The organism is Myxococcus sp. RHSTA-1-4 (assembly GCF_020037125.1).
Taxonomy (GTDB): domain Bacteria; phylum Myxococcota; class Myxococcia; order Myxococcales; family Myxococcaceae; genus Myxococcus.
On record NZ_JAIQDG010000069.1, the window covers coordinates 1 to 24,097 of the forward strand.

Genomic DNA, 24,097 nt, shown 5'->3' on the forward strand with positions numbered 1-24,097 from the left:
GAGCTGTACGTGGGAGGCGAGGGACTGGCGGTGGGGTACGTGGGCCGGCCGGAGCTGACGGCGGAGCGCTTCGTGCCGAGTCCCTTCGGAGACGGAGCCCGCCTGTACCGCACGGGCGACAAGGTGCGCTGGCTGAAGAATGGCACCCTGGAGTTCCTCGGCCGCGGCGACACGCAGGTGAAGGTGCGTGGCTTCCGCATCGAGCTGGGCGAGGTGGAGACGGCGCTGACGCAGCATTCGGGCGTCAACGAGGCCGTGGTCATCGCGCGAGAGGACGGAGCGGAGGGCAAGCGGCTGGTGGCGTACGTGACGGCGAAGGAGGCCGTGGACGCGTCCAGCCTGCGCGCGCACCTGAAGCAGCGGCTGCCGGAGTACATGGTGCCGTCGGCGTACGTGGTGCTGGACGTGCTGCCGCTGACGCCCAACGGCAAGGTGGACCGCAAGGCCCTGCCCGCGCCGGAGACCGTGTTGGAAGTCGACCGGCGGGAATACGTCGCTCCGCGCACGCCCGTGGAGGAAGTGCTGGCCGGCCTGTGGTCGGAAGTGCTGCGCCAGGACAAGGTGGGTGTTCGCGATGACTTCTTCGCGCTGGGTGGCCACTCGCTGCTGGCCACGCAGCTCGTATCGCGTGTGCGTGAGTCCTTCCAGGTGGAGCTGCCGCTGCGCGAGCTGTTCGAGTCGCCCACGGTTGCCCAGCTCGCCCAGCGAATCGAGAGCGCACGGGCCATCTCCGCGGGAACGCAGGCACCGCCCTTGATGCGTGCCCCTCGCGATGGTGCGCCGCCGCTGTCGTTCGCACAGCAGCGCCTGTGGTTCCTGGAGCAGCTCGAGCCGGGGAGCACCGTCTATAACGTGCCCTCGGCGGTGAGACTGACCGGGGCCCTGGATGTGAGCGCGATGGAGCGCGCCTTCCACGAACTCGTGCGCCGCCACGAGTCGCTGCGCACGACCTTCCAGGTCGTGGGTGGCGCTCCCGTGCAGGTTGTCGATCCACGAGGACAGGCCCGGCTCGATGTGGTGGAGCTGAGCAACCTGCCCGAGGCCGACCGTGAGGCGGAGGCAAGGCGGCGGACCCAGGAGGAGTCACAGCGCCCCTTCGACCTGGAGCGGGGGCCCCTCCTGAGGACGACGCTCCTGAAGCTGTCGACGCAGGAGCACGTATTGGTGCTGGTGATGCACCACATCATCTCCGACGGCTGGTCCATGGGGCTCCTGGTCCAGGAGATCGCGCAGCTCTACGCGGCGTTCTCCCAGGCCCGGCCGTCACCGCTGCCGGAGTTGCCGCTCCAGTACGCGGACTACGCGGTCTGGCAGCGAGAGTGGCTGAGCGGAGACGTGCTGGAGGCACAGCTCCGTTACTGGAAGCAACAGCTCGAAGGCGCGCCGCGGCTGCTGGAGCTGCCCACGGACCTGCCTCGTCCGGCGGTGCAGTCCCTGGAAGGTGCCTTCGCCCCGTTCTCGCTGGGCCGCGAGCTGTCCGACGCCGTGAAGGCACTCGGCAGGCGCGAGGGCGTGACGCCGTTCATGGTGCTGCTCGCGGCGTTCCAGGCCGTGCTGGCGCGGTACTCGGGCCAGGAGGACATCTGCGTCGGGTCGCCCATCGCGGGACGCACCCGGGGCGAGACGGAGGGCCTCATCGGCTTCTTCGTCAACACACTGGTGCTTCGTACGCGGCTGGACGGTAATCCCTCCTTCCGCGAGCTGCTCGCGCGGGTGCGCGAGGTGACGCTCGGCGCCTACGCGCACCAGGACGTGCCCTTCGAGAAGCTCGTCGAGGAGCTGCGTCCCGAGCGCAGCTTGAGCCACTCGCCGCTCTTCCAGGTGATGCTCACCCTCGACAGCACCCCCAAGGCGGCGGGGCAGGGGATGTCCGGCCTGATGCTCCAGCCCGTGGAAGTGGAGCACCGGGTGGCGCGATTCGACCTCACGCTTGGACTGGCGGACGGGGAAGACGGGCTCACCGGCGGGCTGGAGTACAGCACCGCGCTGTTCGAGCCCGCGACGGTGGAGCGGCTGCTCGGCCACCTGAAGGCGCTGCTCGAAGGGGCCATCGCCCGGCCGGAGCAATCCGTCTTCGCGGTGCCCCTGCTGCGTGACGGCGAGAAGCGCCGGCTGCTGGTGGAGTGGAATGACACCGGCTCCGCGGGCCCCGCGGACACGTGCATCCACACGCTCGTCGAGCGCCAGGTGACCCACACTCCGGACGCGGTGGCGGTGCGGGCCGGTGAGGTGTCGCTGACGTACCGCGAGCTCGACCTGCGGGCCAACCGGCTGGCGCACCACCTGCGCGGCATGGGCGTGGGGCCGGAGATCCGGGTGGGCCTGTGTGCCGAGCGCACGGCGGACCTGGTGGTCGCGGTGCTGGGCATCCTCAAGGCGGGCGGCGCGTACGTGCCGCTGGATCCGGCGTACCCGCGCCAGCGGCTGGCGTTCATGCTGGAGGACGCGAAGCCTCGGGTGCTCGTGGGACAGCGCCGGCTGCTGGAGTCACTGCCACCCTCGGACGCAGCCTGGGTGGTGCTCGATGAGGCCCACGCGCTGGCGTCCGCGCGCGGGGATGCTCCTGTCTCCAGCGTTGCTCCGGACCACCTGGCCTACGTGCTGTTCACGTCGGGCAGCACGGGGCGCCCCAAGGGCGTGGCGCTGGAACACCGGAGCGCGGTGGCCTTCCTGCGCTGGACGGCCCGGGCCTTCGCGGCGGAGGAACTGGCCGGTGTGCTGGCCTCCACGTCGCTCAACTTCGACCTGTCCGTCTTCGAGCTGTTCGCCCCGCTCACCCGTGGCGGCGCGGTGGTGGTGGCGAGGAACGCGTTGGAGCTGCCGACGCTTCCCGCGGCGGGCCGGGTGACGCTCATCAACACGGTTCCGTCGGCGATGGCGGAGCTGGTGCGCGCCAACGCGGTCCCCGGCTCCGTGCGGACGGTGAACCTGGCCGGCGAGCCGCTGGCCAACTCGCTGGTGCAGGGCATCCACCAGGCCGCGCCCGGTGTGGAGCGCGTGCTCAACCTGTACGGACCCACCGAGGACACGACGTACTCCACCTGGACGGTGGCGCCCCGGGGGGCCCAGCGGGAGCCGACCCTCGGCAGGCCGCTGGATGGGACGCGCGCGTACGTGCTGGATGCGCTCGGACAGCCCGTGCCTCCAGGCGTGGCGGGCGAGCTGTACCTCGCCGGCGCGGGCCTGGCGCGCGGCTACGTGGACCGGCCCGAGCTGACGGCGGAGCGCTTCATACCGGACCCGTTCAGTCACGAGCCCGGGGCGCGGCTGTATCGGACCGGAGACAGGGTGCGGTGGCTGCCGGAGGGGGTGCTGCAGTACCTCGGCCGCATCGACCAGCAGGTGAAGGTGCGCGGCTTCCGCATCGAACTGGGTGAGGTGGAGGCGGCGCTGCGCCAGCACCCGGACGTGCGCGAAGCGGTGGTGCTGGCACGCGAGGCCGGTGGCGAGGGCCGGCGGCTGGTGGCCTACGTCGTGGCCCGGTCCGGCGCCGCGCCTGAGGCGGCGGAGCTCCGGCGCTTCGTGAAGGAGCGGGTGCCGGACTTCATGGTGCCCTCTGCCTTCATGTTGCTGGACGCGCTGCCGCTGACGCCCAATGGCAAGGTGGACCGCAAGGCGCTTCCGGCGCCGGAGGCCCGGACGGAGCCGGCGCACGCCTACGTGCCGCCGCGCGACGAGCTGGAGCTGCTGCTCGCGCGAATCTGGGAGGAGCTGCTGGGCGCCGGGCCCATCGGCATCCGCTCGGACTTCTTCGAGCTGGGCGGGCACTCGCTCCTGGCCATGCGGATGATGTCGCTCATCCGCGAGCGCCTGGGCCGGAGCCTGCCCGTGGTGTCGCTCTTCCAGTCGGGCACCCTCGAGGAGCTGGCGGCGCGCCTGCGCGAGGCGCCGGGACACCTGTCACCGCTGGTGCCGCTCACGACCGGTGGCTCGCGCCGGCCCTTCTTCTGCGTCCACCCGGTCAGCGGCAACGTCCTGCCCTACCTGGAGCTGGCTCGTGCGCTGGGACCGGAGCAGCCTTTCTATGCGTTCCAGTCCCCGGGCATCGAGGGCGAGCGCGCTCCGCTGGAGACGGTGGAGGCGCTGGCGGCGCGCTACGTGGAGGAACTGCGCACGGTCCAGCCGTCCGGACCCTATCGGCTGGGAGGCTGGTCCCTGGGTGGCGTCGTCGCCTTCGAGATGGCGCGGCAGCTCGAGCAGCGGGGCGAGCGGGTGGAGCAGCTCGTGCTCATCGACGCCTATGCCTTCGACCAGCGTCCGCCGGAGGGGGCAGGGGAGTCGTGGCTCGCGGCCCGGTTCGTGGAGTTCACGGCCCGGCTCGTAGAGCTGCCAGTGCCCGAGCTCCGCGAGGAGGATGTGCCCGGAGGCGACACGCTACTGGAGCGCCTGTTGGAGGCGGGCCGGAGTGCCGGAGTCCTGGCTCGCGGAGTGGGCCTGGAGCAGCTCCGAACCCTGTACCGTGTCTTCGAGAGCAACCTCCGGGCGCTGTGGCGCTACCAACCAGGAGCGTACGGTGGACGTGTCACCCTGGTTCGCGCGAGCGAGACGCAGGTACCGACCGGTCCGGATGGCGGGTGGGCTGGACTCGCGGCCGGAGGAGTGGAGGTGCACGAGATACCGGGCGATCACCACTCCCTCCTCCACGCGCCGGCCGTGGAGACGCTCGCGAGGAAGCTGCAGGAATGAAGGTGCCAGCCGCTCACGCGCGTGCGCCTGTCCCTTGCCAGGGGGCGTAGCCAGATTCGAGACCCAGGCGCGTATACGTCGTCAGGACGTCCGTCCCTCTTACGACTGGTGCCGCATGCCTCTGCCAAGACTGACCGTACTTTCCGCCTGTCTGCTCTCGGGCTGCGTGGCGACCGCCCCCGCGCCCCGTACCGCACCCGCAGCGAAGAATGAGCCGAGCACCCTCCGGGAGGTGCTCGCCCGGGAGCTCACGGAGCCTCTGCCCCGCAAGCCCGTGGAGGCGGAGGGCGTGCTCTTCCGAGGCACGGTGTTGGCGGCCGGCACACCGGAGGTGGTGAAGCACCCCAACGGGAGCACCCTCCTCACCCTCCCGATTGGCACTTCCGTGCCGGTCACCTGTCTCTTCTACCCACAGCCCATCGACGCCGGAGCCGCGGCGAGGAGCCTCTTGGAGTCCATCCTGGACGAGTTCACCCTGCAGCAGGTGCGAGCCACGGAGGTGAAGTCCCTCGCGGGCAGCCCTGCCCTGTACCTCGAAGGCGACTTCACGCGCGGCACCGGCTCTACCGCGCAGGCGGGCCGAGTCAAGATGATGGTCCACGCCGACCCCGTTTTGCCCAAGGCCTGCTTCCACGACGAATTGGGCTACGCGCGGAGCTTCCTCGACGTCACCGAGGCCATCGCCACGGGTCTCACCTCCACGGCGCCGGAGCAGCCGGTGGCGCCGTACTACAGCGACGTGCAGGTGATGCGGGTGGGCGGCGTGGCGTTCGGCTTCCAGTACACCGCGCTCTTCGGCTCCAAGATGGGGGGGAGCATCCTCGAGGTCAGCACCACGATGGTGCGCCCCGGCACTCCCGCGCAGTTCCAGTTCCTGGACACCAACACCACGGAGCATGCGGACACCGAGGGAGTGCTCGTGAGCAAGAGCTACACCAAGCGGGTCAACGACACGGTCGCCGCCAACGTTCGCCTGCGCCGGGAGCAGGACGAGAGCTACAACGTCGAGGGCCAGATGGCCGGCAAGGACGTGCAGGCCCGCCTGGGTGGCGAGCTCATCGGCGAGGTGGGGCTCGCGGCGCGGCTGCGCGAGGGCCTGCTGAAGGGCCAGGGCAATGCGCTCGAGGCCATGCTGTGGGTGCCCCCGGCGGACGCGTCCGCTCCGACGAGGGTGGTGGTCCGCCCGCGCGCTGGGGCAGGAACGCGCGCCGCCACGATGGAGCTGGGGGCGGTGTCCGTGAGCGTGGAGCTCGATGCCCACGGCTTCCCCCAGCGGATGGAGCTGCCCGCGGGGAGCGCCACCGTCGTGCAGGAGCGGCTTTCCCAGGCCGGCGAACCGTAGACGGATGAGCCCGGCCACGCTTCGCGCTGGGACGCGCCCGCGTCCGCACGGGGCGCGGCGCCTTCGTCGAGGGAATCACCCTCAAGTCGCGAGGTCACGCTTCCCGGGGACGGTCGCCAGCGTCACGGGAGGACGGTGGCCGTGTCGCCCTCCAGCGACATGCGGACGAACACCTCGTTGGGATGGACGCTTTCCTCCTCGAGGATGTCCGATTCATCCACGCCCACGCGCAGGGTGTACGTGCCATCCGCCAGGCCGGTGATGTCCACCCACTGGCACGGAATGTCGAAGGTGTAGACGTCTGCCCAGCCGGGAGAGATGCCCATGGGGTCATAGAAGGCGGACGGCGCCGCGTCCGTGCAGTAGCTGGTGATATCCATCAGCGCGAAGCCCTGCTTGCGCCCGGTGAGGACCTGCTGTCCTCGCGAGTCGCGCAGCTCGTAGCCGGCGAAGCCCTTCAGGTGGTCATGTCCGTGGCACTCGTCGAAGACGTAGAGGTCCGGGCGCGAATCGAGCGGCGGGAAGATGGCGCTGGCCCGTCCCAGGTTCTGGAGGGCCGCGCTGAAGCGCAGCAGGCGCCGCTCCCCAGGCGCCGCCACGCAGCCCTCGAACACCTCGCACGACTCGGCGGCGAACGTCTTGCGCACCACGTGCAGCGTGCGGGCAACGGTGCTCGCGTCCACCGTGAGGTCCGGCTTGCCATTCACGGGGTCCAGCCGCAGGTCGCACGGCCGGACGGGCTGGGTGTACGGCGGGTCCTTCGGCTCCTTCGGGACTCGGCCTCCGCCATAGATGGACACCTCGCCCACGGGGCCATTCAGGAGGTCGCCGGAGGCGCCGGTGGCCACAACCAGGTCGTCGAAGCCGTCACCGTCCAGGTCCCCGGGCACGGCCACCGACGCGCGCCGGTAGACGTCGTGATTCGCGGACAGGGAGTCCGCGCGAGGCCAGCTCCAGATGGGCTTCAGCTCAGCGGACACGCCATTCGCTGGTGAGTAGAAGTAGAGGCGCCCCAACGCGCTCATCACGAAGTCATGGCGCTCGCCATCTCCGTCCATGTCCCCCACCTCGACGGGCGCGCTCAGGCCGGGGAAGACCGGGTCCTCCATCAGGGACCAGGCCGCCGTGGAGGAGATGGCGCCCCCCGGCTCGGACAAGTGGAAGTTCACCACGCCGTTGTCCATCACCAGGAAGGCCTCGCGGTGGCCATCCCCATTGACGTCGGGGGACAGCCTCGCGCTGCTGGCCACCAGCGTCCGCGCGGGCTCGGCCGACAGGGGGCCCTCGCAGGCGAAGGGACTGCCGGCCTTGCAGCCCAGGTACAGCTCCTGGAGGTTCTCCGTGTCGGCCGACGGAAGCATCAGGTCCCCGGCGCCGTCACCGTTGACGTCACCCTGGCTCACGAAGATGAAGCCCTGCCGCTTATGCACGAGGGTGAAGGGCCCGCCCTCCGCCCCGGGCGTCGCCTGGAAGAAGGACAGCTCGCCGGCCCTGCTGCTCACCAGGTCGTCCAACCCGTCCCCGTTGAAGTCGACGAGTGCCGTGGAGAAGAAGAGGCCGTTGCCGGGGACGCGGAAGACCGGAGCCGCGAGGAGGGTCCCCAGGTCCGGCCCGCCGAGGAAGACGGACGCACCATACCGCCCGAAGACGAGCAGGTCCGCGTACGCGTCCCCATTCACGTCGCCGGCCACCGTCCGGAGCGACTGCCCCGATGTCCGCGAGTGGGTGTTGGTCCAGGTCATCAGCGAGGAGACGGGCTGCGTGGAGAAGAAGCGCGCCTCGCCCGCGAAGAACGACACGCGGCCGGGGTGCCTCGCCACGGTGAAGCTGGACCAGCACGGCTCGGTGCCCACGGCCAGGTCCTTCCGGCCGTCGCCGTTGAAGTCCGCGAGCGCGACGGAGCTGCCGAAGCACTCGTCCGCCAGGGACGGGTCTGCCTTCACCTGCCACAGCGGCGTCTCGGAGAGCTCGGGGCCGGATGGCAGCGGCTTCGGGTCCTCGTCTTTACAGGCTCCCAGCGCGAACAGCAGGGACACGGCGGCCAGGGCTCGGTGTGATGACGGCATGACGGCTCCTCTCGTGAGGACTGCGGAACGATGGCTCGCCGGTGGCCCGGAGCCTGACGGAGGCTCCGAGTCACCGGCCAGACGAGGCGGCGCTCGCGGGGAGAAACCGTCCTCGAGAGTCGCGAGGGGAGGACGTCGCGTGAAAGACCTGGCAGAGCCCGAGCGACCTGCTCGTCAGGTTACGCCCAGGGTCGGCATCCGCTTTCAGATGCTTGCCGGGTGAACGGTATCGTCCACTGCCGGTAGGGCCTGTGCGGCGCTTCCAGAAGTCCTGAGCGAAGGAGGCTCACGAGCTCCCGCTCCTTGTGTCAGCTCCCCTGACACAAGGGGGGGCCTGACTGGACGTGGAGACCCGGCTTCACTGTAAAGTGCGAGGTTCTCGAAGAAAGGGGGGCCGTACGAAATGAAGATCCAGTCCAGGATTCCCACGCAGACGCCGCATGGGCCCGATGAGTCCGGAAAGGCACTCACGGGAAAGCAGGCGGAAGTCCCGCAGCGCGCCACGGGGGAGGCAGCGGCGCGCAAGGCGGGGTTCTCGTCCGTCAGTGAATTCAGCCGCTCCGCGCCCGACGTGCAGTCCGAGTTCCGGCGCCAGTTCGGCTCGCTGGCCGCGGACAAGAAGCAGTTCCACGACACCCTGCGCACGGTGTTCGGCGACGGCTACAACGCCGTCCAGGCCGAGCAGTACCGGCAGAAGGCGCTGGCCGGCGACTTCAGCTGGATGCCCCCGGTGAAGCTTGTGTCCGCCGAGCAGCTCCATGGGGCCAACGGTGCCTACGACGCCGAGTCGGGCACGGTGTTCCTCAACAAGGACCTGGACCCGGCCCTGGCCGCGTCCACCTATGTGGAGGAGGCGGGCCACCACCTCGATACGAAGCTCAACGCGAAGGACTCGGCGGGCGACGAGGGCGAGCTGTTCCGGCGCGTCCTCTCCGGCGAGAAGCTGACGTCCGCGCAGGTGGCCGAGATCCGCGCCGAGAACGACAAGGGCATCATCCACGTCGACGGCAAGGCGAGGGAGGTCGAGTTCTGGAACCCCTTCAAGGCCATTGGCAACGCGGCCAAGGCCGTGGGCAATGCCATCAGCGGCGCGGCGAAGGCGGTGGGCAACGTGGTGAAGGAGGTCGGCGCGCGCGTGGGTGATGGCATCCGCGGCCTGGTCACGGGCGCCGTCAACACCGTGGTGGGCGCCGTGCGCAACGTCGGGGAGGGGATTGGCACCTTCTTCGGCGGCGTGGGCAAGCTCTTCACCGGGAAGTTCGGTGAGGGCCTCAAGCAGATGGGCATGGGGCTGGTGAAGACCTTCGTCCAGACACCCGTCGACGCGCTCCTGATGATGGGCGGGCGCGCCCTCAGTGCCGTCCAGACGCTCATTGGAGTGGAGCCCCCGGCCCGCAAGCTCACCGGGCCGGAGATCGCCGCCCTCCGAGACGTCTACGGCGACAGCATCGATTACTCGTCCATCCGCATCAAGGAGGGCAACTCGGGGCTGTTCAGCCTCTCCGGCCGCGCCTTCACCCACGGGAACACCCTCTACATCCCGCCGGAGGACCTGCCGCTGACGACCAACCTGCTGGTGCACGAGACGGCGCACGTCTGGCAGCACCAGAACGGCGGCACGGACTACATGAGCGAGGCCCTGTGGGCCCAGAACTTCGGGGACGGCTACGAGTTCGAGAAGGGCATCCAGGAGGGCAAGTCCTGGAGCGAGCTCAACCCCGAGCAGCAGGCCGAGCTCCTGCAGCGGGCACACGCCTCGGGCTTCTTCGACCCGAACACCGGCGGCACCTTCGTGTACAACGGCACGGACTACACCGCGTACCTGAACACCGCGCTCGCGGAGCTTCGCGCGGGCAAGGGAGCCCCGTAGCCCATGAGGTCGTCACGCGCCGCCACGCTGCTGCTCGGCTTCTTCCTCCTGCTGCTCACCGGCTGCCCCGCGAGGCTCCAGGTGGCGCTGGCGTCCGGGGAGGAGCGGCTGCCCTCCCCGAGCTTCGTGGTGGAGGACCCCGAGCATGAGGACCGCCCCCGCTACGACACCGTGCAGGTGGTGGACCGGGCGGGGGAGGTCTTCTGGCAACTGCGTGCCGAGCCGTTTGGCGACCTCAACAGCGTCCGGCAGCTCTCCTACGGCGAGGCGCCCGGAGGCTTCGCCGTGGTGGAGGGGCCCCGGGAGCTCCAGCCCGGAGGGCGCTACGTCCTCTTCGTGATTGGGAAGAACCGGGGCTCCCTCCACTTCGACGTGGACGCGGAAGGCGGCGTCCACGCCGTGTCTCCCTGATAGACTGCAATCCGCCGACCCGACATATACCTGGAAGGTGAAGGATGTTGGACCCGAAGCGAGCGTTCAGCGCAGTCTTCGAGGGGCGATACGAGTTCCAGGGGGAGCTGGGGCAGGGCGGCTTCGGAACAGTCTACCGGGCACGGCAGCTCGCGACGGGCCAATCCGTTGCCATCAAGGTGCTTCGTTTCCCCGAGGGGGGAACCGAGGAGTCGAATGAGAGGCGGCTCGTCCGCTTCCGGCGTGAGATGCAGATCTGCGCGCAGATGCATCACCCGAATATCGTTCGACTCATGGACTCGGGGCAGGCGGATGGAGGCATCGTCTACTCCATCTTCGAGTTCGTGCCGGGAAAGAACCTGGCCGAGGTCCTCAAGGAGGAGGGGGGCCTGGATCCTGGCGAGGCGCGGCACTTGATGATGCAAACCCTTGACGCGCTCGCCTGCGCGCACGCGCAGGGGGTGGTCCACCGCGACTTCAAGCCAGCGAACATCATGATCATTCCCACCGGTGCTCGGCGGAATGCGCTCGTGCTCGACTTCGGCATCGGCGCAATCACCGCTGAGGACCGGCACGAGCATGGCGCCCGGATCACCCAGACCCACGAGTCCATCGGCACGCCCTCCTACGCGGCACCGGAGCAACTCCGTGGCCTGCCCCCGACGCCGCGCTCCGATCTCTACGCATGGGGTCTCGTCTTCATGGAGTGTCTGACAGGCGAACAGGTGATCAAAGGGCAGACAGCGGCGGAGGTCATGTTCCAGCAGCTTTCCGCCGACCCCATCCTCGTCCCCACCTTCCTTGCCGACCACCCCCTCGGCGGCATCTTGCGTCGTGTGACCGCCAAGGATCCGCTGGAGCGAGACGTCACCGCCGAGTCGATCCTGCGCGAGCTCGAAGGATGTGACGTGCGTGGGCTCCCGCGGAAAAACACCGGTCCCAGGCGACTGGATGCATCGCCCGCGGAGGGTGCGGCGGCCACGGTCCAGTTCCCCAGCACTCCGCAGGGCGAGGGCGAGGCGCTACGAATCGTCGAAGGCGAGCGTCGGCAGATCACTGCGGTGGGCATCAACCTCGGCGCTTCCGGTGTCGTGCCGCACGCCGCGGACATGGAGGAGTTCGACCAGGTTCTCGGCGTCCAGCAGGATGCATGCATCGAGATCGCCCGCGGTATGGGAGGGCATGTCGCCGGTGCGCTTGGCGAGTCCGTGCTCTTCTACTTCGGCTTTCCGACGGCCCGTGAGGATGATGCCCAGCGCGCGGCTCGCGCGGCACTCGCGATGGTCTCCGAGGTCAACCAGCGCAGCGCGGCGCTCGAAGTGGAGCGCAAGGTACGTGTCAATCTACGCGTTGGCATCCACACGGGGTTGGTGGTCTCGCGCGAGCTGCGCGAATCCATGAGCGGCGGTTTCGGCTATGTCGTGGGGACGACTCCGAAGCTTGCAACCCGCCTGGCGGCCCTCGCCGAACCCGGATGCATCCTCGTCAGCGCCGGTACCCAGCGACTGCTTCGCGAGCAGTTCCTGCTCGAAGAGACGGGACCTCGTGCGGTCGACGACGCCACCGCGCCAATCGAGACCTTCGTGCTGCGAGAGGGCGCTCCGTCACACGGGCCGCGCGACGTGTCCCTCGTGGGGCGTGAGCGCGAGATCGCGACATTGCTCGACTGCTGGGGGCGGGTGAACAACGGCGTAGGGCAGGCCATCCTCCTCAGCGGCGAACCGGGCATTGGCAAGTCCCGTCTCGTGCGCGAGTTCGCCGAGCGGCTCGGCGCCGAGCCTCACCTGAGGCTCAAGAGCCGCTGCACGCCGGACAGCGTGAACAGCGCCTTCCATCCCATCATCGAGTTGCTCGATCGCCTGCTCGACCCGCAGCGCGAGCTGAAGCTCGGGGCCAAGGCCGGCAAGCTCGAGGTCCTGCTCTCGTCCTTCGGCTTCTCGCCCGCCGAGGCCATGCCTCTCTTTGCCCCCCTCCTGTCAATTCCATTGTCGGAGAGGTGGGCCCCGCTCGATGTCTCGCCGCAGAAGCGCCGCGAAATGACATGCAACGCGGTTCTCTCGCTGCTCTTCGAGATGGCCGAGAGAGAACCGGTTGTCCTGGTGGTCGAGGATCTGCACTGGGCTGATCCCAGCACGCTCGAGCTGCTCGGTCAGCTTGCCAGCGAGGTGGGCTCGGCCCGCGTACTCGCGCTCTTCACCGCGCGGACCGAGTTCACTCCCTCGTGGCCGCGAGCCGGGGTGCTGCACCTGCAACTCGGCCGTCTGGGCAGGCCGGAGATCGATCAACTGGCGGCCAGGCTCACGGGAAGCCGTGCCCTGCCGGCGAATGTGCTCGAAGAGATTGCGCGCCGGACCGACGGCATCCCGCTCTTCGTGGAAGAGCTCGTCCGGATGATGCTCGAGACAGGCACGCTCGTGGAGCAGTCCGGCACGTATGCGTTCATGCGACCGCTCACGGAGCTCTCCATCCCGACGACACTGCGAGACTCGCTGGTGGCGCGTCTGGATCGTCTCGGCAAGGCCAAGGAGACCGCGCAGATCGCGGCGGTCATCGGACGTGAGTTCACCTTCGAGCTGCTCCGGGCGGTGAGCCCCCTCGACAGCGCGGCCGTGCAGCGGAACCTGGAAGGGCTCGTCGCCGCGGATCTCGTCCACCGCAAGCGGCGGCTGAAGAGTGAGGCCTATCTCTTCAAGCACGCGCTGGTTCGTGATGCGGCCTACGAGTCGATGCTGAAGCGGTCGCGCCGGGAAGTCCACGCGCGCGTCGCCAAGGCCTTGGAGGAAAAGCTTCCGGAGACCACGCATGAACTGCTCGCGATACTCGCCCACCACTACACCGAGGCGGGACTCCCCCAGCCCGCCGTGAGCTACTGGCTCAAGGCCGGCCAGCGAGACCTCGCGAACTCGGCCAACCTGGAAGCCATCGACCACCTCAACCGCGGCCTCTCGCTGCTCGAACAGCTCTCCGATGCCGCCGAGAGGGACAGGTGTGAGCTCGACCTGCTGACAACCCTCGCCCCGGCCCTCATGGCGAGCAGGGCCTATGCGGCCGCGGATGTGGAGCGCGCGTACCTCCGGGCCAGGGAGCTCTGCCAGACAGTCGGGCAGACTCCCGCGACGTTTCTCGCGCTCTGGGGGCTCTTCACGTTCTATCTCGTGTCAGGGCAGCTCGACAAAGCCATCGAGCTGGGCGAGCAGATGTTGCGGATCGGAGCATCCAGAAGAGACGAGACGCTCACCCTCGGAGCCCACACCGCCCTGGGAGCGGCGCTCTTCTACCAGGGCGCCTTCGAGACCGCGCGTCGGCATCTGGACGAGGCCGTCGCGCTCGACCGCAAGGAGCGGGATCGCTCCCTGGCGGCCATGACGGGGCAGGACGTGGGCATTGTCGCGCGCATGTACTCCGCGCTCGTCGCTTGCTTCACGGGCTTCCCGGAGCGGGCCGTGAGGAGCTGCGAAGAGGCCATCGCCATGGCCCGTGAGCTCGGCCATGCCTTCAGCCTCGCGTTCGCCCTGACCTTTGCCGCCCTCGTGCGCCAGTTCACCGGCGAGCGGCAGGAGTCACGTGCCTGGCTCGCCGAGCTCCTGACCATCTGCGAGAAGCAGGGTTTCACGTGGTGGCTCATCTGCGGCCGGATGCAGCTCGGCTGGGCGCTGTTGGAGGAGCCGGGGCGGGGGGATGAGGCCTTGTCGCTCATGCGGAGCAACCAGGAGGTCCTCGTCGCCAACGGAGCCGTCAACGGTCAGAGTCAATTCCTTTCGTTCGAGGTGGAGAGCCTTCTCCGGGCGGGACGGCTGGAGGAGGCACGACGGAGGCTGGAGATGGCATTCGCTGCCATGCGGCAGGCTCAAGAAACCCACTGCGAGTCCGAGCTCCACCGCCTCGACGGCGAGCTCAAGCTGGCGGCAGGCGTGGATGAGACTGGCGCGGAGGCCGAGAGGAGCTTCCGGCGCGCACTCGAGGTCGCTCACCGACAGGGCGCGAGGTTGATGGAGTTGCGTGCCGCGACGAGCCTGTGCCGCCTGCCGCGGAACCTGGGAAGAGACGCCGAGGCCCGGAGCCTGCTCGAGCAGCTCCATGGTGATTTCACGGATGGTCACCAGACTCCATTCCTGCGAGAGGCTCGCGCGACGCTCGCGATGCTGGAGTGAGGCGCCTGGCAACGCGAGGCAGAGATGACCATGAGCCCTCGAACGGTGAGCGAGAGACTCGACGCCAAGCTGCAGTTGCTCAGCGGCGGGTACGCCGAGGCCGAGCGACGTCTCTGGGCCCACCCACGTGTCACCGAGCTCTTTCCGAGCATTCTCTTCCGCATCCATTGTGAAGCGCGCGCCACCGTACGCCTCATGCAGGAGGCAGTGCGCCACCTGGAGCCCGCCGTCCACGATGATCCGCTCGCACCCCCGCTCATTGAATACCTGCGCGAGCACATCCCCCAGGAGATGGGGCACGATGAGTGGGCCCTGGAGGCCCTGGAGGCTCTGGGTGTATCGAGAGCGGAGGTCTGGGGTCGCCCGCCGCCGCCTTCAGTCGCCGCGCTCGTGGGCTCGCAATACTATTGGATCTTCCATTACCACCCGGTGGCGCTCCTCGGGTACATCAAGGTCGTCGAGAGCTCCCCCACCAGCATCCAGTACATCGAGCAGCTCGCCGCGCGCGCTGGCCTCCCACTCGCCGCGTTCCGGCTCCATCTCGGCCACGCCCGGCTCGATCCGCTCCACCAGCGCGAGTTGGCGCAACTCCTCGACGCACTTCCGCTGACCGCCGACCAGGAGGCCCTGATGGGTCTCAATGCGGCGCGCACCCTGCATTGCGTGTCTCAGGGAATCGATGAAGTCATCACGCTCTTCGAGTGCACCGCGCGAGTCCCGCCCGTGCTTCTCTAGCCTCCACGTTTCCGTAACACAGCCGTCCGAGAAACAGCGAAAAGCCAGGGTTGCGCATTTCTACGCCGAGTGTACTATAACCAGCAGCCGTGCTCTCAGAGCCAGGGCGTCGCATCGTACGGGCGGTCGCGCTGGACCCACGGACAAGCCAAGGGAGGGAAACCGGATGCCAGGCACTTCGAACTACGAAGTCTTGCGCGATGCTGGCCTGATCAATGAGCCCGACCCGCATGCTCCGGGTTACTCGAATAAAGCGTGGGACGAGTTCAAGGCGAAGATCAACGCCTTATCCCAGGCCGAGGTCGATGCGATCATCTCGGTGAGGAGCAAGCTCGGCCTCTCGGGTGCGTTGCACACGGGTATCATCACCTGCGGATTCTAGCAACTCCGCCAGACCGAACATCCGGGGGAAAGATGGAGCATCCGCTTCCTGATGCGGAGAAGTCTTGCCCGAGCGCACGACTGGACGCCAAGGTGAGGCTGTTGGGCCTCCCACTTGAAGAAGCTCATGTCAGGTTTTGGAAGCATCCGCGACTCGCGGCCCTCATCCCGAGCCTTCTCTTCCGAATGCATTGCGAGGCTAGAGCCACCCTCCATGTGATGGAGGAGGCCTGCCGTCAGCTCTCGCTGATGGCCGACTCCGAGCCAATTGCCCCGGGGCTCATCAAATATTTCAGGCAGCTCATCCTGGAGGAGCGAGGTCACGATGACTGGCTCCTCGACTCGCTCGAAGCCCTGGGGCACTCGCGGGAGGGTGTCCGCGCGCACCTGCCCCCGCCCACCGTCGCCGCGATGGTCGGGATGCAATATTACTGGATCTACCATCACCATCCCGTCGCCCTGCTTGGCTTCATCAAGGTCGTCGAGAACAATCCTTCCTCCGCCGAGCAGATCGAGCGAGTCATGCGGCACACCGGGCTGCCGCGTGATGCCTTCCGCTATCATCTGGAGCATGTCCATATCGAGCCACGGCACAACGCGTTGCTCGATCGCGTATTGGATTCCCTTCCGCTGACGGCGGAGCATGAGTTGCTCATTGGCATGAGCGCGGCGCGGACGATCCATTATCTGGCGCGGAGTCTGGATGAAATCATGACCTTGTCCGAATTGCCGCGGGCTTCTGAGTCCTCCTCCCACGCGCGGCTGCTCTTCTGAGCGGGGTTACAGACGCATGCACTACAAGCCCAGCCCGCGACAACTCGCGAAGGCCGCCAGGATCGAGCAGTGGCGAGCGCTCAAAGAAGCCCCGGAGAAGAGACTCCTCGACATCGAGCAGCGGCTCCACGGAACAATCATCCGTCCAGGAGACCCGGACTATGACAAGGAGAGGCAGGGTGGCAATCCAGCCTACCAGCGATATCCGGACGTCATCTTCCGCTGTGACGCCATCGATGATGTAGCGGAGGCACTCGCATATGCCAGGGAGAATGCGTTGCCGGTGGTGTGTCGCTCTGGAGGGCACAGCTACGCGACGTATTGCAGTAAAACCGCTGGTGTCGTTATCAACGTCAGCGCGCTGAACGACGTATCGATCGAGCCCGAGGCCCGGCGGGCCCGGGTAGGTCCAGGCGCCCAGTTCGACAAGCTGGATCGTTTTCTACGCAGGTACGGGTTGCACGTTCCAAGTCCGGGGGGGCCCTCCGTGGCGGTCGCGGGGTTCATGCAGGGAGGCGGCTACGGGTTCACCTCCAGGCAGTTCGGAATGAACTGTGACAACGTGCTCGCCGTGAGGCTGATGCTCGCTGATGGCCGTGAAGTGGTGGCGAGTGCTTTGGAGAACCCGGAGCTGTTCTGGGCGATTCGCGGCGGGACGGGGAGCAACTTCGGGGTCGTGCTCGAAGTGACGTATCAACTTCACGCGCTTGCTGACCTGTGGGGATTCAGGCTCCAGTGGAAGGTCGAGGACGCGGCCAGGGTCCTCCATGCGCTTCAGGAGGGCTACACGCTCGCAGCCCCCGACGAGCTGGGCTACCTGGCTGGCCTGGTTGTCGATCCCACCACCCAAGAGCCTGTCGTGGTCATGATGGGGCTCTTCAACGGAACCGCCGAACAGGGGAGGTCCGTGCTCGCGCCGTTGCTGAAGGTTGCGAGTGCACCCTTCGTGGTGGACCGGACCGGTCCGTACCATGAGTTGAATACATACGTACTCACCCACCCGTACGCGATCCCGGTAGAGCAGGAGCCCCGGCCATTCATCATCCAATCCCGATACTTCGCCAGGCCCGCCTCCCTCCAGGACTGGGAGAAGGTCGTCGAAGCGTACGGACGACCTCCGCCGGACGCGTCCAACTTCGTCTGCATCGAGCCCTACGGCGGCGCCATCAGGCGGTATCCTGCCGGGGGCAACGCGTTCATCCACCGCGACGTGCTCCTGGATTGCTTCACCAGCGCTTTCTGGAGCACCAGGTCTGGCGAGGAGGCGGCGATTACATGGATGAATCGCCTGATGAACGACCTCCTCGGGCACGTCGGCAAGAGAGCCTACCAGAACTATCCCACCCCAAGGCTGCCCGAGTTCCAGGATGCCTATTGGGATGAAGAGACGCTCAAGCGGCTGAGCCGGGTCAAGAAGGATTACGACCCCGACAACCTCTTCAGGTACGAGCAGAGCATCCCCATCTGATTCACGGTGCCGGTTCCCGCTCCGGGCTCAGCTCACCTCGGAGACTGAACCTCCCAGTCGTTGCCTGATGAGGCTCCTGCTGCCCGAGCGCGGGTTCCAGGAGGAAGCGAGACTGGAGCAAGGAGGCCGTATCCGCGCTGACCACGATTTCCCAGGAGAGGGCATGTGTACTGAGCTGGGCCGCGGCATTGGAGGTCGTTCCCACGATATGTGTGGGGTTGCGCACCACGACATGGCCGGTGTGGATGCCGGCTCGAACATCCAGATGCACCCGGCTGTGCTGCTCGGACCGTGCAATGTGCCTGCGGAGGTCCCGGAGGAACTCCAGCGCGGCATGCGCGGCATGCAGGGCTCCTTCCGCGGGTGTGGCTGTGAGACCGAAGTAGAGCAGTATTTGATCTCCTAGAATCCCGCCGAGACTCCCCCCGAAAGACTGCGCAATCTCGATACAGAGCTGTTGCGCGAGCCGAACAGACTCGTCGCTCTCTTCGATGTCGAGCTCCTTCGCCGAAGAGGAGGTCACGGTGAACGTGCAACACAGGGCGGTCGCCTGCCGGCGGGCTCCCTCCTGCTTGAGTGGGAGCGAGTCGCCGGCCGGCTTCGAATGGGTTGGTTCCACTTGAAGCTGCCGTGTGGCGGTCGGCTGGTCCAGCTCAGCGATGGACGCAGTGTCCTGCTCGCTGGCGGTCATGGTTCGTTCACGAGCGTCTTGTCCGCCGAGCTTCAGGCCGCGCAGATCGCAGGCCTCTACCTCACGCAAGAGTGTCTCGCTCTTCAACCGTGCCCGCTCTTGTGGGTCCTTGTTCAGCAGCCGCGCGAGAATCCTTCCGAGCGGATGCTCCTTCAGCGCGGGCGGCATCTGAATGGGGGCCGGGCCGAGCTGTTGGATGAGGAGCTCCTCCCATGTCCGGCCGCGGATGGGCCGTACTCCGGTGAGACACTCGAGAAAGACCAGGCCCCAGGAGAAGAGATCGGACGCGGGGGTTGGATTCTGGCCGCGGAGCTGCTCGGGGGCGGCATAGGCCGGGGTGCCGAGCAGCTCACGCGTGCCGGTGAGCTTGAGGTGAGCCTGGACCTCGGGTCCGTGAACCAGCGTCCCGAGTCCGAAGTCGAGCACCAGGGCGTTCGACCGTGCGCCGGTGGTGCTCACCATGATGTTATGGGGCTTGAGGTCCCGGTGAATCACTCCATTGGAGTGGGCACAGCACAACGCATCAAGGACCTGCAACATCAGACGCGTGGCTTCAATGGGCTCCAGTGCACCATGCTCCGCGAGGAGCGTCGCGAGGTTCTGGCCTGGGATGTACTCGAACGCGGTGTAGGCGTTTCCATCGTCCATGATGCCGGAGTCGAGCACCCGGATGATGTTGGGATGGTGGAGTTGAGCGCACAGCCTCATCTCGCGCTGGAAGCGGGCGAGTTGACGCTTCTGGGCGTCCTCACTCAGCCCGCGCAGTCCATGCAGCATCTTGATTGCCACTGGCTGACCCGTCGTGAGCTGTCGGGCCTTGTAGACAACTCCGAAGCCTCCTCGGCCCAGCTCGGACACAATCTCGTAGCGCTCCAGCGACATTTGATTCCAGCTTAGCCGAGGTTCTACCCGGCGCTCGCTGTCCGCATCTGGGATGCCGCGTTCCACGTCCGAACACGAACCGCGTCTTCAGGCTCCGCTCCTGAGCGGCGGCCAGGGGACGTGCGGCACGAAGGGGAGTGGCGCTAGGGTTGCATCCTTCCCGGCACCCCATGTCCCAGATCCTCCAGGACGTCCGTCTATCCCTGCGCCGGATGCGGCGCGAGCTTGCCTTCACGCTGGTGGTCGTCGCCACGCTCGCGCTGGCCATCGGTGCCACCACCGCCGTCTTCAGCGTGGTGTACCAGGTGCTGCTGCGACCGCTGCCGTACCCGGAGCCGGAGCGGCTCGTGCGCCTGTTCCAGTCATCGCCGCAGCGGGATCGCATGGGCGTCACGCTCCTGGCCGTCCATGCATGGCGTGAGCGCTCGCACGCGTTCCAGGGCATCGAGGGACTGACGCTGCGCGACTTCACGCTCACCGGGGACGGTCCGGCGGAGCGCGTGCGCGCGGGGCGCGCGACGGCGGGGCTGCTGCCGATGCTCGGGGTGCGGCCCGTGGTGGGGCTGGCGTTCGGCACGGAGGCGGAGGTTCCCGGGCGTGACCACGTGCTCCTCCTCTCCCACGGCTTGTGGCAGCGCCGCTTCGGGGGACGGCCGGACGTGGTGGGGCGGACGCTGCTCCTCAACGGACAGGTCCACACGGTGCTCGGTGTCCTGCCCGCGGACTTCCGCTTCGCCCCGGACGTGGACCTGTGGACGCCGCTGGCCCCGAACCCCGCCGCGGGAGAGTCACCGGAGCGGCTCTTCCTGCGCGCGGTCGCGCGCCTGCGGCCCGGCGTCACGGTGCAGGCGGCCCGTGCCGAGCTGGAGGCCCTGGCCGCGTCGCTGGCCCGGGAGGCCGCGTTCGCGGAGCAACCCGCGGGCGTGCGCCTGCTGCCACTCCACGCGCAGGTGGTGGAGAGCACGCGTGAGCAGCTCTGGCTGCTGGCGGGCGTGGTGGCGCTGGTGCTCCTCGTGGCCTGCGCCAACGTGGCCAACCTCCTGCTGGCCCGGGCCAGCGCGCGGGAGAGGGAGGTGTCGGTGCGCGCCGCCCTGGGCGCGGGCCGCGCCCAGTTGATGCGGCAGTTCCTGGTGGAGAGCGGGCTGCTCGCGCTCGCGGGAGGCGCCTCGGGCCTGCTGCTGGCGCTGTGGGGCATGGACCTGATGCGCGCGCTGATGCCGGGCGAGGTGCTGCCCTCGGAAGCGGTGCGGCTGGAGCCGCACGTGCTGGCCGTCGCCGCGTTGCTGTCCCTGCTCACCAGCGTCCTCTTCGGGCTGGTGCCGGCGATGCGGGCGGCGCGGGCTGATGGGCGCGGGGCGCTCGGTGGGCTGCGCGGAGGCCGGGGCGCCACGGGGCAGGGCAGGGCGCGCGCCGTGCTGGTGGTGGCGCAGGTGGCGCTGGCGCTCGTGCCGCTCGTGGGCGCGGGGCTGATGCTGCGCACGCTCCACGCGCTGTACCAGGTGTCGCTGGGCTTCGAGCCTCGCGGCGTCACCGTCGCGGACGTGTTCGTGCCCCGGGAGAAGTACCGGGACGATGCGTCGCGAAGGGTCGTCCTCGAGTCGCTGCTGGAGCGGGTGCGAGGGCTCCCGGGCGTGCGGTCCGCGGGCATGGCCAGCACCGTGCCGCTGTGGGGCCGCACCGGCGTGGCCTCGGTGCTGCTGCCCGGAGAGGCCGAGTCGGTGGCGAAGACGCGGGAGCTCGTCCTCTTCCGGACCGCGAGCGACGGTTACTTCTCCACCCTGGGCATTCCCATGAAGGAAGGGCGGGGAATCGAGCCAACGGATCGGCCGGGCTCGGCGCCGGTGGCGGTCGTCAACGAGGCCTTTGCCCGGCGCTACTTCCCGGGCCGGAGCGCGGTGGGCCAGCGGGTGAAGCTGACGCTCGACGGCGAGTCCTTCCGCGAGGTGGTGGGCGTGGTGGGTGACGTCCACCACGACAGTCTGGGCGAGGCGCCGGACGCGGAGGTCTACATGCCCGTGGGCCAGTTCGAGGTGCTGTACATGCTGCTCACCGTGCGCTCCACGCAGGACACGACCGCGCTGGCGCCCGTCCTCCGCGAGCAACTGCGCGCCGTGGACCCGGACATGCCGCTGGTCCAGGTGCGCTCCATGGTGGACGTGGTGGACGCGAGCCTGGGGCGCACGCAGGTGCTGGGCAAGCTGCTGGCCACCCTGGCCGTGCTGGGGCTGGCCCTGGCGGGAGTGGGGCTGTACGGCGTGCTGGCCTACTCGGTGAGCCAGCGCACCCGCGAGCTGGGCATCCGCGTCGCGCTGGGCGCCACGAATGGCCGGTTGGTGTGGCTGGTGGTGGGGCACGGCCTGCGGCTCGCCGCGGTGGGCGTGGCGCTGGGCCTGGTGGGCGCGGCCGTGCTCGCGCGGAGCCTGTCCGGCATGCTCTATGGCGTGGGCTCGTTCGACGTGTTCACCTTCGCCGCCGTGCCCGCGCTGCTCGGGGCCGTGGCGCTGCTGGCGAGCTGGCTGCCCGCCCGCCGTGCCTTGAGCGTGCCGCCCCACGAGGCGCTGCGCGCGGACGACTGAGCCCGGATGAGACAATCCAGCAGGTTGGTGGGATGTATTTGTTTCACTGCGTCAAGACTTCGCAGTCAGTGAATCATGTATAATCCAGGAATCAACGTTTCCCCTGGAGGTCATACATGACACCGACGAGTAAAAAGAAACATCATCCCTGGCGGCTGACGCTGGGAGGCGCCGCCCTGGTCCTGGCGGCCGGTTGTGGCGAGGCGCCTCCCGAGCCCCAGCCTCCGGCGGAGCCGGTGGAGGTGGTGAACACCGAGCAGACCGCGCATCCCGAGCGCCGCGGTATCGGCGCCGTGGAACTGCCGCCGCGAGGGCCGTCCGCGCAGGCCGTCACGGTGGATCCGCGGATGTCGCTCATCGTCACCGACACCGCCATCGTCAGTAACTTCCCGCTGCAGCAGGTGATGGCCCAGCTCGTGGCCCAGTCCGGCGTCGCGGGACTCACGCCCCTGGCGCTCTTCCAGAACTGGTGGGCGACGGCGACGCCTCCGGGATGCACGCCCACGTTCAACGGCTTCCCGTACCAGTGCCCGCGCGCCGAGGGGAACCAGGCCACCGTCAATCCCTTCATCAACCCCGGGGTGAACCCGGACGAGTACGTCCCCCTCGCGCTGGTCAACCGCTTCGACCTGGCGCCGCTCAACGGCTCCGACTGCGGCGAGTACCGCATCGTCTACGGCAAGCGCTCCGGCATCACCAATCCGGGCAACCGCAACCTGCTCATCTTCGAGGCGGTGCTGCCCAATCCCACTTCGGCCCTCGGGCTCGCCGGCTGCATGCCGGTGGCGAAGTTCTGGGCGAACCTGACCGCCACGCCCAGTACCGCCGACCGCACCACCATGCTGAGGAACTTCTACTTCACGGGCCTGGGGGGAGGCTTCGGCCCGGTGGTCCACATCGACAACTACGGCAACCGCGTTGGCCCCGTGGCCACCGGCCAGGTGCGCACCAATCAGTTCATGCAGCCGCCGTGGACGCTGCGTGAGTTCAAGGTCGTGCGCACGATGTGCAGCAGCGGGACGCCCTGCGCCCTGAACTTCAGGCCGGTGACGGTGCAGACCAACCCCGGCGGGACGCTCTTCGATCCGGTCTCCACGCATCCGCTGGCGCCCAACTTCCAGAACGTGGCCTTCCCGCCCCAGGTGCCGAGCCTGGCCGTGAACGACATCAACCTGTTCAACATGGCCGTCACCAACAACTTCAACAGCGGCCAGAGCAACTCGCAGGGCCCGGAGAACGACTACCTCTTCCAGTTCGGCGTCAACCCGAGCCCCTTCCGCACCAACATCCAGACCGAGCTGACCACCATCGGCAGCCCGCTGACGCCGCGGGACATCGTGGCGCGCTCGCTGGCGCTCTCGTGCGCCGGTTGCCACCAGTTCAGCAACAACGCGAACCTGGGTGGAGGCATCATCTGGCCGCCGTCCCTGGGCTTCGTCCACGTGCAGGAGCAGACCGAGCCCGGCCCCTTCGGCCCGCGCTTCCGCATCTCCCCCGCGCTCAACGGCGTCTTCCTGCCGCACCGCAAGGCCGTCCTCGAGACGTACCTCAACTCGTCCTGCGGCGACGCCGTCTGCCAGCCCTGGGAGACGCACGCGTCGTGCTCGGCGGACTGCCCGTAGTGGCTTCACGGCGCCGCCCGTTCCTCGCGGGCGGCGCTGGTCCTGAAGCCCCGCGGTCTGAGGAGGGTCAGGTTCGCCTCTGTAGGAAAGGTGGGGCGTGCTGCTGCGCACTCTGTACTCCGCCTCCAGTTTTCTACTGAGGGTGTGAGTGCGGCGGCACCTACCGGGCGAGGCGTGGCAGGCGTCCGGGTCTTTTCAGTAAGACCCGATTAGCCAGACGCACCCTGCGTGCGCTCCACACCATGTCCCAGCCCCGCACTCTCATCGACCTCCTGGAAGAGCGAAGCCTCACGCGTGCCGAGCATCACCTCTATTCGTTCCTGGAAGACGGAGCCGGAGAGGGCATCGCGCTGACGCGCGGAGATTTGTATTCACGTGCCCGGCGTATCGGCGCGGCGCTCCAGCAACTGGCTCCCGCGGGCGAACGCGCGGTGTTGCTGTA

At 68.2% G+C, this 24,097-nt stretch carries 13 protein-coding genes and 1 pseudogene; 12 read left to right on the top strand and 2 right to left on the bottom strand.

Going from position 1 to position 24,097, the window contains the following annotated elements; translation table 11 throughout:
• Together K8638_RS43615 and K8638_RS43620 are read left to right on the top strand one after the other, a co-directional pair.
• Positions 1-4,686: non-ribosomal peptide synthetase (locus K8638_RS43615; protein WP_223760710.1), on the top strand; the 4,686-nt coding region annotated here is incomplete at its 5' end.
• Between the two features lie 289 nt (positions 4,687-4,975).
• Entirely contained in the window at positions 4,976-6,028 is a 1,053-nt protein-coding gene (locus K8638_RS43620) for a hypothetical protein (protein ID WP_223760711.1), read from the top strand.
• Between the two features lie 122 nt (positions 6,029-6,150).
• On the opposite strand, the gene K8638_RS43625 is transcribed toward K8638_RS43620, so the two are convergent.
• The gene (locus K8638_RS43625; RefSeq protein ID WP_223760712.1) at positions 6,151-8,094 is read right to left on the bottom strand and encodes a lysyl oxidase family protein; all 1,944 of its coding nucleotides are present in this window, start codon (positions 8,092-8,094) and stop codon (positions 6,151-6,153) included.
• A 403-nt stretch (positions 8,095-8,497) separates the two neighbouring features.
• On the opposite strand from K8638_RS43625, the gene K8638_RS43630 reads away from it, so the two are divergent.
• The 7 genes from K8638_RS43630 (at position 8,498) to K8638_RS43660 (ending at position 17,884) form a co-directional block, all read left to right on the top strand.
• Positions 8,498-9,964: a hypothetical protein gene (locus K8638_RS43630; RefSeq protein ID WP_223760713.1), complete on the top strand. Its 1,467-nt coding sequence runs from the start codon at positions 8,498-8,500 to the stop codon at positions 9,962-9,964.
• A 3-nt stretch (positions 9,965-9,967) separates the two neighbouring features.
• Complete coding sequence (locus K8638_RS43635; RefSeq protein WP_223760714.1) at positions 9,968-10,375, top strand: hypothetical protein; 408 nt, start codon at positions 9,968-9,970, stop codon at positions 10,373-10,375.
• Between the two features lie 44 nt (positions 10,376-10,419).
• Positions 10,420-14,526: a TOMM system kinase/cyclase fusion protein gene (locus K8638_RS43640; protein ID WP_223760715.1), complete on the top strand. Its 4,107-nt coding sequence runs from the start codon at positions 10,420-10,422 to the stop codon at positions 14,524-14,526.
• Positions 14,527-14,571: 45 nt separating this feature from the next.
• Positions 14,572-15,261, top strand: a complete 690-nt coding sequence (locus tag K8638_RS43645) for an iron-containing redox enzyme family protein (RefSeq protein ID WP_223760716.1) — start codon at positions 14,572-14,574, stop codon at positions 15,259-15,261.
• A gap of 166 nt (positions 15,262-15,427) precedes the next feature.
• Positions 15,428-15,643, top strand: coding sequence for a hypothetical protein (locus K8638_RS43650; RefSeq protein ID WP_223760717.1), 216 nt, complete (start codon positions 15,428-15,430; stop codon positions 15,641-15,643).
• Between the two features lie 218 nt (positions 15,644-15,861).
• On the top strand, positions 15,862-16,416 hold the full coding sequence (locus K8638_RS43655) for an iron-containing redox enzyme family protein (RefSeq protein WP_223760722.1): 555 nt from the start codon (positions 15,862-15,864) through the stop codon (positions 16,414-16,416).
• 16 nt (positions 16,417-16,432) lie between these two features.
• Positions 16,433-17,884, top strand: a complete 1,452-nt coding sequence (locus tag K8638_RS43660) for an FAD-binding oxidoreductase (RefSeq protein ID WP_223760718.1) — start codon at positions 16,433-16,435, stop codon at positions 17,882-17,884.
• A gap of 1 nt (position 17,885) precedes the next feature.
• Here K8638_RS43660 and K8638_RS43665 read toward each other — a convergent pair whose 3' ends face one another.
• Positions 17,886-19,457, bottom strand: a complete 1,572-nt coding sequence (locus K8638_RS43665; RefSeq protein ID WP_223760719.1) for a protein kinase — start codon at positions 19,455-19,457, stop codon at positions 17,886-17,888.
• Between the two features lie 170 nt (positions 19,458-19,627).
• Between K8638_RS43665 and K8638_RS43670 the strand changes: the two genes are divergently transcribed.
• The 3 genes and pseudogenes from K8638_RS43670 to K8638_RS43680 form a co-directional block, all read left to right on the top strand.
• Positions 19,628-22,033: an ABC transporter permease gene (locus tag K8638_RS43670; RefSeq protein ID WP_223760720.1), complete on the top strand. Its 2,406-nt coding sequence runs from the start codon at positions 19,628-19,630 to the stop codon at positions 22,031-22,033.
• A gap of 116 nt (positions 22,034-22,149) precedes the next feature.
• Positions 22,150-23,655, top strand: coding sequence for a hypothetical protein (locus K8638_RS43675; RefSeq protein WP_223760721.1), 1,506 nt, complete (start codon positions 22,150-22,152; stop codon positions 23,653-23,655).
• Between the two features lie 242 nt (positions 23,656-23,897).
• Positions 23,898-24,097, top strand: a pseudogene (locus tag K8638_RS43680) (AMP-binding protein); the annotation flags it as partial.

Coding starts and splice junctions, on each gene's coding strand:
- K8638_RS43625 (WP_223760712.1), bottom strand. CDS start 8,094: ATGCCGTCATCACACCGAGCCCTGGCCGCCGTGTCCCTGCTGTTCGCG.
- K8638_RS43630 (WP_223760713.1), top strand. CDS start 8,498: ATGAAGATCCAGTCCAGGATTCCCACGCAGACGCCGCATGGGCCCGAT.
- K8638_RS43635 (WP_223760714.1), top strand. CDS start 9,968: ATGAGGTCGTCACGCGCCGCCACGCTGCTGCTCGGCTTCTTCCTCCTG.
- K8638_RS43640 (WP_223760715.1), top strand. CDS start 10,420: ATGTTGGACCCGAAGCGAGCGTTCAGCGCAGTCTTCGAGGGGCGATAC.
- K8638_RS43650 (WP_223760717.1), top strand. CDS start 15,428: ATGCCAGGCACTTCGAACTACGAAGTCTTGCGCGATGCTGGCCTGATC.
- K8638_RS43655 (WP_223760722.1), top strand. CDS start 15,862: ATGGAGGAGGCCTGCCGTCAGCTCTCGCTGATGGCCGACTCCGAGCCA.
- K8638_RS43660 (WP_223760718.1), top strand. CDS start 16,433: ATGCACTACAAGCCCAGCCCGCGACAACTCGCGAAGGCCGCCAGGATC.
- K8638_RS43665 (WP_223760719.1), bottom strand. CDS start 19,457: ATGTCGCTGGAGCGCTACGAGATTGTGTCCGAGCTGGGCCGAGGAGGC.
- K8638_RS43670 (WP_223760720.1), top strand. CDS start 19,628: ATGTCCCAGATCCTCCAGGACGTCCGTCTATCCCTGCGCCGGATGCGG.
- K8638_RS43675 (WP_223760721.1), top strand. CDS start 22,150: ATGACACCGACGAGTAAAAAGAAACATCATCCCTGGCGGCTGACGCTG.